Source organism: Pseudomonas sp. TE3644, assembly GCF_056278815.1.
This window is the reverse complement of sequence record NZ_JBWBQF010000001.1, coordinates 3,133,002-3,148,114: the sequence shown is the minus strand read 5'-3', so window position 1 is coordinate 3,148,114 and position 15,113 is coordinate 3,133,002. Positions and strand designations below refer to the sequence as shown.

Below are 15,113 nucleotides of genomic sequence, written 5' to 3'. Positions count from 1 at the left end.
GGCTTACTCCGGCCAGCGAACGGTGAGGCCGCCGTCGATGACTATGCTTTGCCCGGTCAGGTAACTGGCGTCGGACGAGGTCAGGAAAGCCACCAGGGCAGCCACTTCATCGGCGCGCCCCACGCGACCCAGGGGGATGGTGCGGGCGGCCTTGGCCAGCCCTTCGGGGCCGAGCGAGTTTTTCGCGTCCAGCGACTGCGGGGTTTCGATCAGACCGGGGATCAGCGCGTTGCAACGAATGCCGCGCGGCGCCAGCTCCACTGCCAGCGACCGGCACAGGCCTGGGACGCCAGCCTTGGCCGCCGCGTAATGGGCATGGTCCTGCCAGCCGTAGACGCCGCCGGCGATGGAGGAGATGGCCACCATGGCGCCGCCGTCACCCAGGTAGCGCGAGGCCGCGCGGAAGGTGCGCATCACGCCGGTGAGATCGACGTTGAGCAATTCGTTCCAGCGCTCGTCAGTCATTTCCAGCAATGGCGCGGCGCGCAGTAGCCCGGCGTTGGCCACGGCGTAGTCCAGGCGACCGAACCGTTCGACAGCCTGCGCCGCGGCAGCGTCAACGGACTCGGTGGACGTCACATCCAACGGCAGCATAAGGCACTCACCACCGACGCTGGCGACGCGGTTCAGGGTGTCCTGATGGTCATGGGGGTCTCCCGGAAAGTAGCCACCTACCACACGCACGCCGCGTTGGGCGTAGGTGACGGCCAGGGCCTGGCCGATGCCGCTGGCGGCGCCGGTAATGAAGGCTACGGGGGAAGTATTGACATCAATCATAGAGAACTCCGATCACTTGACGCTTTCAGGGCTGACGTGGCGCGCTGCCAACATCACCAGCCCGGACAGGAAGCAGGGCACCGCACCGAACCAGATGGCCGCGCTGTACCACTGGCCACCGCTGGTGAGCACGCCAGTGATGCCCAGGCCGGCTGCCACGGCGCCGATGGGCCCCATGGCGTGGACGATGGCGCCACCGGTGGCACGGATACTGGTGGGGAAGCTTTCGCTCATGAAGAACAGCAACGCCGAGTACGGGCCGTTGAGGAAGAACAGGCCAACGCTGTACAGCGTGACCACGGTGACCAGATCGCTGGGGCCGTAGATCATGGCTGCGAAGGCCACGCCGCCGCACATCCAGCCCATGGCCACGGTGTTGCGTCGGCCGATACGGTCACCCAGCCAACCATGGAACAGGTAGCCGCAGAAGCCCACCAGGTTGGACAGCACCAGAATCCACAAGGAATTCTGGAACGACACGTTGTGCACGCTGACGATCACCGAGGTGCCCAGCACGCTGAACACCTGGATGGCAGACCAGTTGAGCAGCAGGGCGACGCTCAGTACCAGGGTGGCGCGCAGCGCCTGGCCACGGAACGCCGCGCCGATGCCGGCCTTGGCGTGTTCCTGGTAGTCGATACCGTAGGCCTTGGCCAGGGCTTGCGCCTGGACTTCTTCACCTGCCTTGCGCAGTTGAGCGATGCGCAGGTGCAGCTGGAACTGCGGGCTTTCCTTGAGCTTGCGCGCCAGGATCGCCACCACGAACGCGGGGATGGCGGCGAACACGAAGCAACCCTGCCAGCCGATGGTGGGCAACAGCAGCGCCGTCAGGCCAGCGGCAATGAGGGCACCGACGGGCCACCCGCTTTGCACCAGGCTGTAGATAAAACCGCGGCGCTTGATCAGTGTCGGGTCGGTGGACGCGGCATAGATTTCGGTCAGGTAGGTCGCGTTCACACCTTCCTCGGCGTAGCCAAGCCCGGCCACCGAACGCACGCCGATCAGGCCGCCCTTGCCCATACCGGCGGTGAACGCCGTCAGCAACGAGCACAGTGCAGAGCCGGTCACGGTGAAGATGATGCCGCTGCGGCGGCCCAGGCGATCCACCACCGGGCCGATGGCAAAGGCCACCACCGCGCCGCCCAGCGCCACCCACGTGGCAATCTCGGCCTGGGTGGCCTGGTTCCAACTGAAATGCTCACCCATCACCGGCAACAGGGTGCCGAACAGGATGAAGTCGTAGACCGCGAACACCCAGGCGAAGAACGCGATCCAGGTGGCGTATTTGACATCTCCTGACGTCAGGTACTGCGGCTTCCATTCGGCAGCGGGCACCTGCTCGGGTGCGAAAACGGCGGCGGGCGTAGTCATGGTCAATCCTCGGCGGGATAAAGGTCAGCGCTGGCGGGGGGAACGTTTGATGAAGTCGTCGGCGATTTCGTCCATGGTCACGAAGCGAACGCCGGCATGGCCTTGCATGTGCTCAATGAACCGCTCGAGCATCAACAGCACTTGCGGACGGCCGGACACGTCGGGGTGGATAGTGATGGGGACCACGGCGTAGTCGTGTTCGCGGTACACCCAGTCGAACTGGTCGCGCCACATTTCTTCCAAATGGCGCGGGTTGACGAAACCGTGGCTGTTGGGCGACTTCTTGATGAACATCATCGGTGGCAGGTCGTCCAGGTACCAGTTGGCGGGGATCTCCACCAGGTCGGTTTCCTCGCCGCGCACCAGCGGTTTCATCCAGGTGTCGGGGTGCTGGCTGTAGTCGATCTTGGTCCACTGATCACCCACACGCACGTAGTAGGGGGTGAAATCGTTGTGCATCAGGCTGTGGTCGTACTTGATGCCTTTCTTGAGCAGCAGCTCGTTGGTCACACGGCTGAACTCCCACCACGGCGCCACATAGCCGGTGGGGCGGCGACCAGTCAGTTCGGTGATCAGCGCAATGGATTTGTCGAGTACGATTTCCTCCTGCTCGGCGGTCATGGCGATGGGGTTCTCGTGGCTGTAGCCGTGAATCCCCACTTCGTGACCGGCGTCGGCGACGGCCTTCATTTCCTTGGGGAAGGTTTCAACCGAATGCCCCGGAATGAACCAGGTGGTGCGCAGGTCGTATTTCTCGAACAGTTTGAGCAGGCGCGGAGCGCCGACTTCGCCAGCGAACAGGCCACGGGAAATGTCGTCGGGCGAATCCTCGCCGCCGTACGAGCCTAACCAGCCGGCGACCGCGTCAACGTCCACGCCGATCGATACCAGAATCTCTTTAGTCATGGGTAAATCCTCCACCCGGTTACAACGGATGAACGCACGGGCCGGGTCCCGGGCGTTCCTGAATGGCGTCAATCAGGCGTTTAGCGCCAAGGTCTGTTCCACCGCCAACGCGGCGCGCAGCACCTGTGTGTCGCTGCCGCTGCAACCTGCCAACAGCAGGCTGGTAGGAAGCCCGGTTGCGTCGATGCCGCTGGGCATCGCCACGCCCGGCATGTCCAGCAGGCTGCCGGCCATGGTCAGGCGCAGGGTGGCGAGGTTGGTCGCGACGAACAGGTCGTCATCCTGTTCAAGGGGGGCCAGCAATGGCGCCACATGGGCAACGGTCGGGGTCACCAGCACGGCGCCATCGAGCTCGGCCTTGAGTTGGGCCTGCAACTGCGCACGCAAGCCGTACAGACGCAGCTGCACACTGGCCGGCAGCGAGCGGGCAGTTTCCAGGCGCTTGCGTACCCGGGGGTCGAGTTGTTCGGCGTCGGGGCCATCAAGCATTTGCTCATGCAGGGCAAAGGCTTCTGCCGCGCCCAGCCAGCCGTGTTCAGCGATGCTCAGCAGCGTTGCCTGCCAGGCCTTCACGGGGCGGCGATCGATGATCGCACCGGCAGCCTCAAGGCATCGCAGGCACCGTTCCAGGTTGTCGCGCACGGCGGGCGTCACGCGGGAGTCAGCCACGGTGGCCTCGTCGATGCGCAGGTGCAGTGCGCGCAGGTCTGCCGGCATCGGTCGCGGCCCTGGGCACAACAATTGATCGATGGCCACGGCGTCGCGCACGCTGCGGGTCAATGGCCCCAGTGCATCGAGGGTGCGGGCAAGGCTGAACACGCCGTCGAAGCCATAGCGCTTGCGGCTGCTGCGGTAGCCCACCAGGCCGTTGAAGGCGGCGGGGATACGGATTGAGCCTGCGGTGTCGGTGCCCATGGCAATCGGCACAATCGCGCTCGCCACGGCGATGGCCGAGCCAGAGGATGAGCCACCGGGTGCCCGCGGCAAGCCGTCGAAGGCCGGGTTGACCGGCGTGCCGAAATGCGGGTTCAGGCCCAGTCCGGAGTAGGCCAGTTCACTGAGGTTGGTTTTGCCCAGGTTGATCATGCCCGCACGGGTAAGCCGCTGTACCAGGGTGGCATCCTGGCGGGCGGCGGGGGCATTGCGTCGATAGGCAGCGCCGGCAGTGGTGACCATACCGTTCATATCGAACAGGTCTTTCCAGGCAATGGGCACGCCATCGAGCATCGACAGCGCAGCGCCTGCTTTCCAGCGCCCGCGGGAAGCCTCAGCCTCGCGCAGGCCACGGGCCTGGGCCAGGGAGATGAAGACCCCGGTCTGCCCTTGGGCTTGCCGCAGCGCCGTCTCACAGACGGTAACCGGATCACGCTCACCCGTGGCGTACGCCTGGGCCAGCGCTGTTCCGTCCAGAGCATTTAAGACAGCAGACATGTCGCACTCCAAAAAACGTACAACATAAAATGTACATTTACTATTTAGGTACGTTTTAGGTAGCAGTGATCATGCCAATGTGGCGCCGCAGTCGTTAATTTTGCTGAGATGGCTCTCGGCAGGGGGTTGTGAGACCAACGTTTCCATCGGCTATAAAATGGACCAATACATAAATATCCGTTTGTGAGCCAAAAAGTAACAAGTCCATCCCCTGCGGCCCCAATGTGGTGCCGATGCCCCGTCGAGGGATAGGTGTGAGAGAATTTCGCCGACTGGGAGAGGGAAGCCGTACATGCTGGCCGAAGATGCGCCGATCACTGAAGACACTCGAAGCGCCCCGCGCTACGGTTTGATCCGTAGCGCCTTGCGCGATGCGATCCTGCACGGCCGCGCGGCACCGGGCCTGGTATTGCTGGAGGCGCCCCTGGCCGACCTGTTCGCCACTAGCCGTGTACCGGTGCGTCAGGCGTTGGCGTTGTTGTGTGAGGAGGGCCTGATCCGGCGCTTTGACGGTCGAGGCTATGTGATCGATCCCCACGGCGATGTCGGTGAGCCGGTGCGCAAGCCCTTGAGCCGGGCGTTGCTGGGCCTGGATACCCAACAGGAGCTGATTGATCAGCGACCATTGAGCGAGCGTGTCTACGATGACATTGCCGCCTGCGTGTCGACGGTTATGGTGTTCGGCCACTATCGCCTGGACGAGCAACTGGCGGCTGACCACCTGGGCGTCAGTCGCAGCGTGGTGCGTGAGGCGCTGATGCGGCTGCGTGACCGCGGACTGGTGGAGAAGGAGCCCTATGCGCAATGGCTGGCCGGTCCGCTGACGGCCAGGGAAATCACCGACGACTATGAACTGCGTGCCTTGCTGGAACCGCAGGCCCTGCAACAGACAGCCGTGCATCTGGGGCGAGAGGCGCTGCAGCAGATGCTCGAGCACATCGTCCAGCTCCAGAAGAATCCCGCTGCGGCGACCAGCGCTGACGTCGAGCGGCTTGAGCATGACTTGCACGTACGCTGTCTGGAAGGGCTGCGCAACCGCAAGATGGCAGCGTTGATTCAGCTTTACCAAAGCCCGATGAACGTCAGCCGGATCTTCAACGAGGCTTTGAACATGGGCATCGACGAGGCAACCCTGATTGAGCATCGCCTGGTCATCGAGGCACTGTTGCATGGCAATGTCGATGCGGCGGCGTTGAGCCTGCGCGATCATCTGCTGCGGGCACGGGAGCGCACCCTGCAGCGGCTCAAGGTGCTATCGGTATTGCCGGAGCCGGAACTGGCGCCATACCTGATCCGGTTGAGTTGAGCGACGATTATCGCCGCGCCGACAACTGTTCGGACAAAAACTCGATCAGGGCCCTGACCCGTTGTGGCATGTAGCGGGCGCTGGGCAGCACCGCATAGATGCCCAGGGGACTGGCGTCAAAGTCTTGCAGTATGACCTGCAGTTGGCCTGCGCTGATGTACTGATCCAGGATGAAGTCTGGCTGCACGGTGATGCCCATGCCACTGACCGCCGCCTCGGCGAGGGCATCGCCATTGTTGGCCTGCAGGCGGAACGGGGGGTAGAGCGATTCGCTTTCGCCGTTGATGGCATAGGTCCAGGGCCGGTTGGTCATCTGCGGGGAATAGGTCAGGCACGCGTGGCCTTCGAGTTCGCGGGGGTGCAGGGGCGTGCCATGCGCCGCCAGGTAGGCCGGTGAGGCCACCGTCAACAACCGGCATTCGCCCAGCTTGCGTACGATCGCGCCGGGGGCCAGCAAATCCGTGATACGAATCGACAGGTCGATGCCTTCTTCGGCCAGGTTGAGGGTGCGGTCGCTGAAGTCCAGGGCCAACTTGATTTCAGGGTAAAGGTGGCAAAACTCGTTCAGCAGGGGAACCAGCCGGCGCAGGCCGAAACTGAGCGGCAGACTGATCCGCAAACGACCGCGCAAGGTATGGCGCTCCTCCATCACCACCGATTCGGCTTCTTCCAGCAAGCCCAGGATTTCCCGGCACTTCTCAAGGTACGCATGCCCGGCCGACGTCAGCGAAACGTGGCGGGTGGTGCGCACCATCAGTTTGACCCCCAGGTACATCTCCAGCGACGCAATCTGCCGCGTCACCAACGAGCGGCCTATCCCCAGTTGCTCTGCGGCGGCGGAAAAACTGGCCAGTTCGGCAACCTTCACAAACATCGTCATGGCATCGAGGCGATTCATTGTTGCTCTTTAAGTAAACAGACAGTTCCACATTGTCTACTTTTTCGCATCAATGTAAATCTTTAGGATGCACCGCATCGAGACATGTAGCGCTCGCCCACTCTGAGCAATGACCGTGACACGCCATTACACCCGCACCGCCAAGACACTGCACTGGACCCTGGCGATCCTGATCTTCGGACTGCTGGGCCTGGGCTTCTACATGCATGGCTTGCCGATATCGCCCGCCAAGTTGAAGTACTACTCCTGGCACAAATGGGCGGGTGTCACCGCGTTTCTGCTGGCTGTGATTCGCTTGGCTTGGCGTGCGGGGCACAAGGCCCCCGCGCTGCCTGAAAGCATGCCGGCGCTGCATCGGCTGGCTGCCCACGCCGGGCACGGCGTGCTGTATGTGCTGATGTTGGTCATCCCGCTGTCGGGCTGGCTGATGAGCTCGGCCAAGGGCTTTCAGACCGTCTGGTTTGGCGTATTGCCCTTGCCCAACCTGGTGGCCCGCGACAAGGCATTGGGTGATGTGCTGCTCAATGTCCACCTTGCGTTGAACATCCTGCTGATCCTTGTGCTGGTCGGCCATGTGGCCGCCGCGCTGAAACACCATTTTATCGATCGCGACGACATCCTGACCCGGATGCTTCCTCGATCGCCTTCCCGTCATTGAGAGGAGTCTGCGTCATGAAATCCCTGGCACTTGCCATCGCGCTGCTGACTGCGGGCGCAGGCTCTGCGTTCGCGGCATCGTTTACTCAGTTGCAAGCCGACAAGAGCAGCGTCGAATTCACTTACGAGCAGATGGGCGTCTCCATGGACGGCCATTTCAAAACGTTGGCCGGGCAGGTCAGCTTCGACCCTGCCCACCCTGAAAACGCCAAGGCGGTACTGGACATTGACTTGGCCAGCGTCGACACCGGCTCGCCCGAGAATGACGACGAGGTGGTGGGCAAGTCCTGGTTCAACACCGCATCGTTTCCCAAAGGCCACTTCGAACTCACCAGCCTGACCCCCAAGGGCGGCAATCACTATGACGTGGCTGGCAAGCTGACGATCAAGGGCATCAGCAAGGATGTCGTGGCAGCGTCCACCTTCACCGAACAGGGCAACACCGGCGTTTTCGAGGGCACGTTTGTGCTCAAACGCGGTGATTACTCGATCGGCGAAGGCGAATGGTCGTCCTTCGACGTCGTGGCCAACGACATCAAGATCAAGGTTCGCCTCACCGCGACCAGCCAATAACTCAACCCGCACTAGCGTTCCACCCACAGAATCCGAGGAAATACCCCGTGAAAGCACTGACCAAACTTACCGCAGCCCTGTTGCTGGCCGGCACCGCTACTTTGGGCGCCACCGCCGCCATGGCCGCCCCCGAAACCTTCGTGATCGACAACTCGCACACCTTCGAGCGCTTCTCGTACAGCCACTTCGGCATGTCGACGCAGATGAGCAAGTTCAACAAGACCACGGGCTCCGTGATCATCGATACCGCGGCCAAAACCGCCAAGGTCGATATCACCATCGACACCACCTCCGTGGACACCGGTTTTGACGTGTTCAACGGCCACATCCAGGGCCCTGACTTCCTCGACACCGCGAAATACCCGACGGCGACCTTCAAGGGTGACAAGGTACGTTTCGAAGGTGACAAGCCTGTCGCCCTGGACGGCCAGCTGACCATCAAGGGCGTGACCAAGGCAGTGACCCTGACCATCACTCACTACGTGGCCATGCAGCACCCGATGCTGAAAAAGGACGCCATCGGTGCCAATGCCGAAGTGGTCATCAAGCGTAGCGATTTCGGTGCCAGCAAATACGTACCGTACGTAGGTGATGAAGTGACCATCACTGTATCGCTCGAGGCGGTCGCCAAGTAAGGCCACCGCGTTGCGGCGTGCCTTTACGAGGGCATGAAAAAACGCCAGCCCGGCTTGCCCGGGCTGGCGTTTTTGCGTTCAGGGTGAATCAGCGCAGGTGCGGGGAATAGCTGGCTGCAGCCTGCCGAACCTCGGTCGTCGAGCGTACCCGCAGGCAATATTCCAGGGTTGCCGCCAGCCACATGGAGTAGGCCAATAGCTCCACACCTTCCTCTACCGTGGTCTTGGCCAGGCGCGCATACCCATCGCCAAGGATCAGGTGCCACAGGCTGCCCATGCCGAATACTCGCGAAAACAGCAGCACACCGAAGCCGGTCACCAGAGCACCGAAGGCGCGCGTGCGGGTAAAGGCGGCAAGGTCCGCCAGCGTGGCTTGTCGATTCCGCGGGTTGGCCGCGATACTCACGCAAAACAGCCCGATGGCCATGAACGGCCAGCACCAGGCACTGTGGCTGATAGGGTCGAACAGGCCATCGAGCTCACGTATCAGCAAACAGGCGAAGAAGCCGCCTGCCAGGGTCTTGAATCCAGCGTGTCCGGGATCTGCAGGCACGGTCCAGAAGAGCAGGGCGCACGCCAGCAGCATTAATTCCTGAGTAATTTCCGTGAAGGATATTTCCAATATCTGCGTGTGGAAAACCGCAATGTCGAGCCAGATCATGGCCAATGCCAAGGACACCAGGGCCATTCTCAACAACAGGGAATAGCCGGCGTGCTTGAGATCGTGTAGGTAGGAGGGCAAACCAAACTCCGGGGGTATATTTGAAAGGAATTCCTATTTAACGATATTTTGACATTTGTCATTGATGGTCATGTTCGATGATTATTATCGATGTAATTGATAATTAAGCGAGTTGAGGCAGTTGACGATCAATTCCATTCAAAACGTTTAAGGTGTTGTTTTGAAATGGATATTATGAGAGTCGCCAAATACCGGTAGAGTGCCCGCTGGCGTGTACTGCCGGCGAGAGTTTGATTGATCCATCATGCAAAATGATTTGTTTGCGCCTGCACCAGGCACGTTGAATTTACTGCCGGTCGACGGCCTGCTCAATGACTTGGGAATGATCGTATCGGCACGCGAAGCCGATAACTTCTTGCATTGCTTGATGCGCGACGTGCCTTGGCAGGCAGACACGGCGCTGATCAAGGGGCATCTCGTCACAAGCGGACGGCATGTTGCCTGGTACGGCGATCAGCCTTATCGGTATTCACATTCCGGGGTACTGCGCCAGGCCAGGGTGTGGGATTTGCCCGTGCTGGAAGCCATTCGGCAACGAGTCGTGCAGGCCACCGGCGGCGCATTCAATAGTTGTGTGCTCAACCGCTACCTGGACGGTAGTCAGGCGATGGGGTGGCACAGCGACCCGGAAGCGACCGGGCCCCATGGCCTGATCGCCTCGCTGAGCCTGGGTGCCACGCGCAAATTTGCCTTCAAGCACAAAAGATCGGGGGACCGTCGTGCGCTGATGCTCGAGCATGGCCAACTGATCGTCATGGGCGGCGACACCCAGCGGCATTGGCTGCACGCCCTGATGCGCACTTCGCAGCCCGTGGCCCCGCGCATCAGCCTGACATTCAGATTGTTCCCCGAGCATGAGGATTGGTCCTGAACTTCGGGCTCTTGAAGAAGCCGCTGCCGAAGGCTGCGCTGGCCCTTATCCACGCTGGAAATCTCCAGTGCCTGTCGGGGCCAGCGCAGCCTGTCGGCAGCGGCTACAGGGTTTTGCGACGCCCTTTGTAGCAGCGGCCGTCAGGCCGCGTCACACGCAACGTCCTGCACGCTGCTTCAGCGAATCACGCTTGGTTCAACGCTTGGGCGTGGTGCCGCAGGTGCTCCTCAATGAACGTGGCAATGAAATAGTAGCTGTGGTCGTAGCCAGGCTGCAGGCGCAGCTTAATCGGGTGCCCGGCTGCTTCAGCCGCTCGCGTCAGCGCGGCAGGCATGAGCTGGGTTTCCAGGAAGTCATCACTCTGACCCTGGTCGATCAACAGGGGCAGACGTTCACTGGCAGTCTCGATCAGCACAGAAGCATCCCATTCACGCCAGACGCTGCGATCGGTACCCAGGTAGCGAGAGAACGCCTTTTCACCCCACGGGCATTTCATCGGGTTCGAAATAGGGGAGAACGCCGAAACAGAGCGGTATCGTCCTGGGTTGCGCAGGGCACACACCAGCGCCCCATGGCCGCCCATCGAGTGGCCACTGATGCTGCGCGCTTCACTGGCTGGGAAATGCGCTTCAACCAGGGCGGGCAACTCACTGACCACGTAGTCGTACATGCGATAGTGCTGCGCATAGGGTGCCTGGGTGGCATTGACGTAAAAACCGGCCCCCAGCCCGAAGTCCCATGCGCCGTCCGGGTCGCCTGGTACTTGTGGCCCACGGGGGCTGGTATCGGGGGCTACGATGATGATCCCCAGCTCAGCGGCAATGCGCTGCACGCCGGCCTTCTGCATGAAATTCTCGTCCGTGCAGGTCAGGCCGCTCAACCAGTAAAGCACTGGCAATTTGGCGACTTGCTCAGCCTGGGGCGGCAGGTAAACGGCGAACACCATGTCGCAGTCGAGTACGGTTGAGCGATGCTTGTAGCGCTTATGCCAGCCGCCGAAGCTTTTTTGGGACGAGACGATTTCAATGCTCATTGAGTGCTCCGATTCACAGGTGTGTGGTACTGGAAAAAACGTGTCATGGGTAGGCGCAAACGCATTCGATCGGTGGCATAGGCGGCAGCATAAAAACCTGCACTCAGCGCGGCGATCCAGAACGTCGTTGGCCAGTCGCTGTAGTAGGCCAATACGATACCCAGCCAAGCCTCGACCAGGGCGATCACCATCGACAAGACGATGCCGCGCAATACATTGTTGGTCAGCCGCAACGCGGTGGCTGCCGGACCAACCATCAGGGCAAAGACCAACAGCACACCGACGATCTGCACGCTTTCAGCGGTGGCCATCGCGGTAATGACCAGGAAAGCGATTGAATAGCGCCTTGGGCGAAGCCCCTTGGCCTGGGCAAGCTCGGGCTGCAGACTGACGAACAGCAGTGGCCGGGAGATGATCGCCAACCATCCAAGGCTGACCACGGCCAGTACCAGCAAGACCTGGATGGTACCGACGCTGACCGCCAAGACGTTGCCAAACAGCAGTGCGGTGGCTTGCGTCGCCGAGGTTGTCATGAAGTGCAGGAACAGCAAGCCAATGCCGAGTGTGAGCGACAGCACCAAGCCGATGGCCACATCGCGTTGTGCCGACTTTTCGCTCATCGCGCCCATGGCGGCGCCTGCTGCGACACTGGCTACCACCAGCCCGGCCAACGGCGGGAAGCCGACCAATAGCGCGCCGGTCGCGCCGGTAAATCCGACATGGGCCAGGGCATGGCCGGCAAAGGTCTGGCCACGCAGCACCAGAAAATAACCCACGGCTCCGGCCAACAAGGCAACGATGGCCGAGGCGATGAATGCGTGTCGGATGAAATCGTACTCAAGCATAGTGACGCGCCTCCTGATGACTGAGCGGGCTCTGCCCGCCGACGTTGCCATGAGCATGAAGCGGGGTGACACCGGCGCCGGCACCAGGCACGACGAAAATGCGGCCTTCAGCGTGGATGACTTCCATTTTCGATTCGTACAAGCGCGACAACACGGGTGAGGTGATCACTTGCTCAACGGTCCCGAGCGCTGCTTGCCCACGTGCCAGGTACAACACCTTGTCGAGCGCCCCGACCAGTTGGTTCAGGTCATGTGCGCTGAGCACAACGGCGATTCCCAGCTCCTTTTGGACGCGCCTGATGAGCATGAGCATGTCGTTGGCCCGGTGAGGGTCAAGACTGTTCAATGGCTCATCAAGCAACAACAGTTCGGGGCCACCCAACAGCGTTTGGGCGAGCAGCAGGCGTTGCCGCTCCCCGCCCGACATGTCGTTCAGCGAGCGTTGTGCCAGGGCGCCGGCGTCCACCAGCTCCAAGGCGTCTCGAACTTCAGCACGCTGGGCTTTGCTGTGGATCGGCAACCCGAATCGGTGGCCCTTGAGCACGCTGGCGACGAAGTCCCAGCCACTGAGCCGCATGGTGCTTGATGAGCCGCGAAGTTGCGGCATGTACCCGATCTTGGTGCTGCCGTGGGTAACCGGGCTGCCGAGTACGTCGATACGTCCCTCGGAAGGGTTGACCAGGCCCAGGATCGATCGCATGAGCGTGGTTTTACCGGCGCCATTGGGCCCCAGCATGCCCACGAGTTCCCCTTGCGCAATGGCGAAACTCACCTGGCTCAGCACGGGGTGGGCGCCCAGGCGAAGTGTAACGTCCTCGAACCTCACAGCAGCAGCGGTAGTCATTTTTCCAATGCCTCCTGAAGGGTATTCAGGCTGCCAAGCAGCCAGGCCTGATAGGTCAGCCCGGCAGGCAGCATTTCGGTGACAGCAACGGTGGGTACATCTGCCTGTCTGGCGATGGCCAGCATTCGCTCTGCCAAGGGAGAAGCTGTCTGCCGGTTGTAGACGAGCGCCCGAACTCGGTGGTTTTGCAGATCGTCCTGGAAGGCTGCCACATCACTGGCGCTGGGCTCGGTTTCGTTCATGACGGACAGTTGAAAGCGCTGATTGCGTACCTGCGCGCCCACCGCTTGCAGCACATAGCCATACACCGGCTCGGTCGCTGTGACTGCCACTGTTGGAAAGCGAATCTTGAGGTCGGCGACCATCACGGCAATAGGGGCCAGGGACCGATGAAACGCGTTTAGCCTTGTTTGATAACCGGGGGCGTGCAGGGGATCTTGCACCCCGAGCTCGGCGGCCAATGTATCCGCGAGCGCAGCCATGGCGTCGCGTGAGTACCACACATGGGGGTTCTCCCCAGCGTGCTTGCCCAGCAGTTGCGCGACGACGATGGCCTTGCGATCAGGTCGTGGCGCGGCACTCAACAGTTGCTCGATCCACGCGTCGTAGCCAAGGCCGTTGTAGATCACCAGCGAGGCATGCGACAGGCTTCGAGCCACGGACGGGCTGACGTCGAATTGGTGAGGATCCTGGTCGGGATTGCTCAGGATGCTGGAGACATCCGCATCAGGGCCTGCGATCTGCCGGGCTATATCGCCGTAGACATTCTCTGCTGCGACGATCGAAACCCGCTCAGTAGCATGGGCCTGAAGGACGCAGGCCATCAACGCCAACCAAAATACCAACTTCTTCACTGTGTGTGCCTCGGATGTCCGTGCGGTCAATGCAGCTTCAAGGCGGGTTTGATTCGGTTGCCCAAAAAGCCGCCGATGACCGCCAACGCCGTTCTCATCACCCCGTACAAGGCGACCTGGTGCATCTGATAGAGGGACATGTAGAAGTAGCGCGCCAAATGCCCTTCAAGCTTCTTCGTGCCCATGATGGTGCCAACGGCCGAAAACCTGGACAACGAGATCAATGATCCGTAGTCCTTGTAGTTGAACGTAGGGAGTGACTGATGCTTGATTCTGGCTTGAATTGATTTGACCAGCGTCGATGCCTGCTGATGCGCCGCTTGGGCGCGAGGTGGCACATTTCTACCGGTGTTGGGGTCGAAGCAGGCCGCGCAATCGCCGAAGGCAAAAATCGATTCGTCGCGGGTGGTCTGCAGCGTGGAACCCACCACCAACTGGTTGATGTTGTTGGTTTCCAGACCATCCAGATCCTTGAGGAACGAGGGCGCCTTGATGCCCGCCGCCCACACCTTGAGAGAGGACTCGATACGATGGCCTTCGCGTGTGGTGAGCCCGGCTTCGTCGATGCTGGCGACAGCAGCGTTCACCATGACAGTGACGCCTAGCCGTTCCAGCGTTTTCAGCACGGCGTCACCAATGCGTGCTGGCAAGGCTGGCAGAATCCGCGGGCCAGCCTCTATCACCGTGATATTCACATTGTCCGGGCTGATTTGCCCAAGGCCGTAGCTGGACAGCTCTTGGGCGGCATGCCGCAACTCGGCGGCAAGCTCTACCCCGGTGGCCCCCGCACCCACTATCGCGATCGAGATCGATCCAGCGAGGTCAGGATTGCTGTTGGAAGCCAGGTAGGCATTGAGCAACTTGCGATGCAGCACGTCGGCCTGTTGGCGGGTGTCCAGGAACACGGTGTGATCCCTGGCCCCTGCGATGGCAAAGTCGTTGGAGGTGCTACCCACGGCAACGATCAGCGTGTCGTAGCTCAGGCTGCGGGCAGCAATCAGCGGATCGCCTTGTTCGTCCATTACAGCCGCCAGGCGGATGGTCTTGGACTGGCGATCCAGACCTTCCATTCTGCCGAGCTCGAAGGAAAAGTGGTTCCACTTGGCCTGGGCATGATAATTGAGTTCTTCGGTGGCGGAGCTTAAGGCGCCCGCCGCCACTTCATGCAGCAGCGGCTTCCAAATGTGCGTGAGGTTGGCATCGACCAGTGTAATGGAGGCTTTGTCTGACCGGCCGAAGCGCTTGCCCAGTTTAGTGGCAAGTTCCAATCCGCCGGCACCACCCCCGACAATGACAATTTTATGTTTCATTAAAGTGCTCTAAATAAAGTTGGAAAACAGTACGAATAAAAAAGATGTACTCGCTCGCCA

Annotated in this window: 15 protein-coding genes and 1 pseudogene; 5 read left to right on the top strand and 11 right to left on the bottom strand. The window is 61.1% G+C overall.

Going from position 1 to position 15,113, the window contains the following annotated elements; genetic code table 11:
• Positions 1-3: 3 nt before the first annotated feature.
• From ACZ9GA_RS13910 to ACZ9GA_RS13895, 4 genes are all read right to left on the bottom strand, one after another.
• Positions 4-777 (bottom strand): SDR family NAD(P)-dependent oxidoreductase, encoded by a 774-nt coding sequence (locus tag ACZ9GA_RS13910; RefSeq protein ID WP_457362127.1) that lies wholly within the window; start codon positions 775-777, stop codon positions 4-6.
• A gap of 12 nt (positions 778-789) precedes the next feature.
• Positions 790-2,148 (bottom strand): MFS transporter, encoded by a 1,359-nt coding sequence (locus tag ACZ9GA_RS13905; RefSeq protein WP_457362128.1) that lies wholly within the window; start codon positions 2,146-2,148, stop codon positions 790-792.
• Positions 2,149-2,172: 24 nt separating this feature from the next.
• The gene (locus ACZ9GA_RS13900) at positions 2,173-3,054 is read right to left on the bottom strand and encodes a polysaccharide deacetylase family protein (RefSeq protein ID WP_457362129.1); all 882 of its coding nucleotides are present in this window, start codon (positions 3,052-3,054) and stop codon (positions 2,173-2,175) included.
• A 72-nt stretch (positions 3,055-3,126) separates the two neighbouring features.
• On the bottom strand, positions 3,127-4,485 hold the full coding sequence (locus tag ACZ9GA_RS13895) for an amidase (RefSeq protein ID WP_457362130.1): 1,359 nt from the start codon (positions 4,483-4,485) through the stop codon (positions 3,127-3,129).
• A 292-nt stretch (positions 4,486-4,777) separates the two neighbouring features.
• Here ACZ9GA_RS13895 and ACZ9GA_RS13890 point away from each other — a divergent pair, with 292 nt between their 5' ends.
• On the top strand, positions 4,778-5,791 hold the full coding sequence (locus tag ACZ9GA_RS13890) for a GntR family transcriptional regulator (protein ID WP_457362131.1): 1,014 nt from the start codon (positions 4,778-4,780) through the stop codon (positions 5,789-5,791).
• Positions 5,792-5,798: 7 nt separating this feature from the next.
• Here the strand turns inward: ACZ9GA_RS13890 and ACZ9GA_RS13885 are convergent, their stop codons facing one another.
• Positions 5,799-6,689, bottom strand: coding sequence for a LysR family transcriptional regulator (locus tag ACZ9GA_RS13885; protein ID WP_457362132.1), 891 nt, complete (start codon positions 6,687-6,689; stop codon positions 5,799-5,801).
• Positions 6,690-6,804: 115 nt separating this feature from the next.
• Between ACZ9GA_RS13885 and ACZ9GA_RS13880 the strand changes: the two genes are divergently transcribed.
• The 3 genes from ACZ9GA_RS13880 to ACZ9GA_RS13870 are packed head-to-tail and all read left to right on the top strand — an operon-like array spanning position 6,805 to position 8,554.
• Complete coding sequence (locus tag ACZ9GA_RS13880) at positions 6,805-7,347, top strand: cytochrome b (RefSeq protein WP_476226465.1); 543 nt, start codon at positions 6,805-6,807, stop codon at positions 7,345-7,347.
• A 14-nt stretch (positions 7,348-7,361) separates the two neighbouring features.
• On the top strand, positions 7,362-7,919 hold the full coding sequence (locus ACZ9GA_RS13875) for a YceI family protein (RefSeq protein ID WP_457362134.1): 558 nt from the start codon (positions 7,362-7,364) through the stop codon (positions 7,917-7,919).
• A 47-nt stretch (positions 7,920-7,966) separates the two neighbouring features.
• Entirely contained in the window at positions 7,967-8,554 is a 588-nt protein-coding gene (locus ACZ9GA_RS13870) for a YceI family protein (protein WP_457362135.1), read from the top strand.
• A gap of 88 nt (positions 8,555-8,642) precedes the next feature.
• Here ACZ9GA_RS13870 and ACZ9GA_RS13865 read toward each other — a convergent pair whose 3' ends face one another.
• Entirely contained in the window at positions 8,643-9,215 is a 573-nt protein-coding gene (locus ACZ9GA_RS13865; protein WP_457362136.1) for a hypothetical protein, read from the bottom strand.
• 337 nt (positions 9,216-9,552) lie between these two features.
• On the opposite strand from ACZ9GA_RS13865, the gene ACZ9GA_RS13860 reads away from it, so the two are divergent.
• Positions 9,553-10,167: an alpha-ketoglutarate-dependent dioxygenase AlkB family protein gene (locus tag ACZ9GA_RS13860; protein WP_476226464.1), complete on the top strand. Its 615-nt coding sequence runs from the start codon at positions 9,553-9,555 to the stop codon at positions 10,165-10,167.
• A gap of 184 nt (positions 10,168-10,351) precedes the next feature.
• Here ACZ9GA_RS13860 and fghA read toward each other — a convergent pair whose 3' ends face one another.
• The 5 genes and pseudogenes from fghA to ACZ9GA_RS13835 form a co-directional block, all read right to left on the bottom strand.
• Positions 10,352-11,200 carry an S-formylglutathione hydrolase gene (fghA, locus tag ACZ9GA_RS13855; RefSeq protein ID WP_457362138.1) on the bottom strand — a complete coding sequence of 283 codons (849 nt, stop codon included), beginning with the start codon at positions 11,198-11,200 and terminating at the stop codon, positions 10,352-10,354.
• The gene (locus ACZ9GA_RS13850) at positions 11,197-12,045 is read right to left on the bottom strand and encodes a metal ABC transporter permease (protein ID WP_457362139.1); all 849 of its coding nucleotides are present in this window, start codon (positions 12,043-12,045) and stop codon (positions 11,197-11,199) included. Before ACZ9GA_RS13850 ends, fghA begins: the two co-directional genes overlap by 4 nt.
• 331 nt (positions 12,046-12,376) lie before the next feature.
• A pseudogene (locus ACZ9GA_RS13845) lies at positions 12,377-12,889 on the bottom strand (metal ABC transporter ATP-binding protein); the annotation flags it as partial.
• Complete coding sequence (locus ACZ9GA_RS13840) at positions 12,886-13,743, bottom strand: metal ABC transporter solute-binding protein, Zn/Mn family (protein WP_457362140.1); 858 nt, start codon at positions 13,741-13,743, stop codon at positions 12,886-12,888. The pseudogene ACZ9GA_RS13845 and the gene ACZ9GA_RS13840, both read right to left, overlap by 4 nt.
• A 26-nt stretch (positions 13,744-13,769) precedes the next feature.
• Positions 13,770-15,053, bottom strand: coding sequence for an NAD(P)/FAD-dependent oxidoreductase (locus ACZ9GA_RS13835; protein WP_457362141.1), 1,284 nt, complete (start codon positions 15,051-15,053; stop codon positions 13,770-13,772).
• Positions 15,054-15,113 lie beyond the last annotated feature (60 nt).

What these genes read in the sequence shown, in the direction of transcription:
- ACZ9GA_RS13890 (WP_457362131.1), top strand. Translation starts at nt 4,778, where the DNA reads ATGCTGGCCGAAGATGCGCCGATCACTGAAGACACTCGAAGCGCCCCG.
- ACZ9GA_RS13900 (WP_457362129.1), bottom strand. Translation starts at nt 3,054, where the DNA reads ATGACTAAAGAGATTCTGGTATCGATCGGCGTGGACGTTGACGCGGTC.
- ACZ9GA_RS13850 (WP_457362139.1), bottom strand. Translation starts at nt 12,045, where the DNA reads ATGCTTGAGTACGATTTCATCCGACACGCATTCATCGCCTCGGCCATC.
- ACZ9GA_RS13885 (WP_457362132.1), bottom strand. Translation starts at nt 6,689, where the DNA reads ATGAATCGCCTCGATGCCATGACGATGTTTGTGAAGGTTGCCGAACTG.
- ACZ9GA_RS13895 (WP_457362130.1), bottom strand. Translation starts at nt 4,485, where the DNA reads ATGTCTGCTGTCTTAAATGCTCTGGACGGAACAGCGCTGGCCCAGGCG.
- fghA (WP_457362138.1), bottom strand. Translation starts at nt 11,200, where the DNA reads ATGAGCATTGAAATCGTCTCGTCCCAAAAAAGCTTCGGCGGCTGGCAT.
- ACZ9GA_RS13865 (WP_457362136.1), bottom strand. Translation starts at nt 9,215, where the DNA reads ATGATCTGGCTCGACATTGCGGTTTTCCACACGCAGATATTGGAAATA.
- ACZ9GA_RS13910 (WP_457362127.1), bottom strand. Translation starts at nt 777, where the DNA reads ATGATTGATGTCAATACTTCCCCCGTAGCCTTCATTACCGGCGCCGCC.
- ACZ9GA_RS13905 (WP_457362128.1), bottom strand. Translation starts at nt 2,148, where the DNA reads ATGACTACGCCCGCCGCCGTTTTCGCACCCGAGCAGGTGCCCGCTGCC.
- ACZ9GA_RS13835 (WP_457362141.1), bottom strand. Translation starts at nt 15,053, where the DNA reads ATGAAACATAAAATTGTCATTGTCGGGGGTGGTGCCGGCGGATTGGAA.
- ACZ9GA_RS13875 (WP_457362134.1), top strand. Translation starts at nt 7,362, where the DNA reads ATGAAATCCCTGGCACTTGCCATCGCGCTGCTGACTGCGGGCGCAGGC.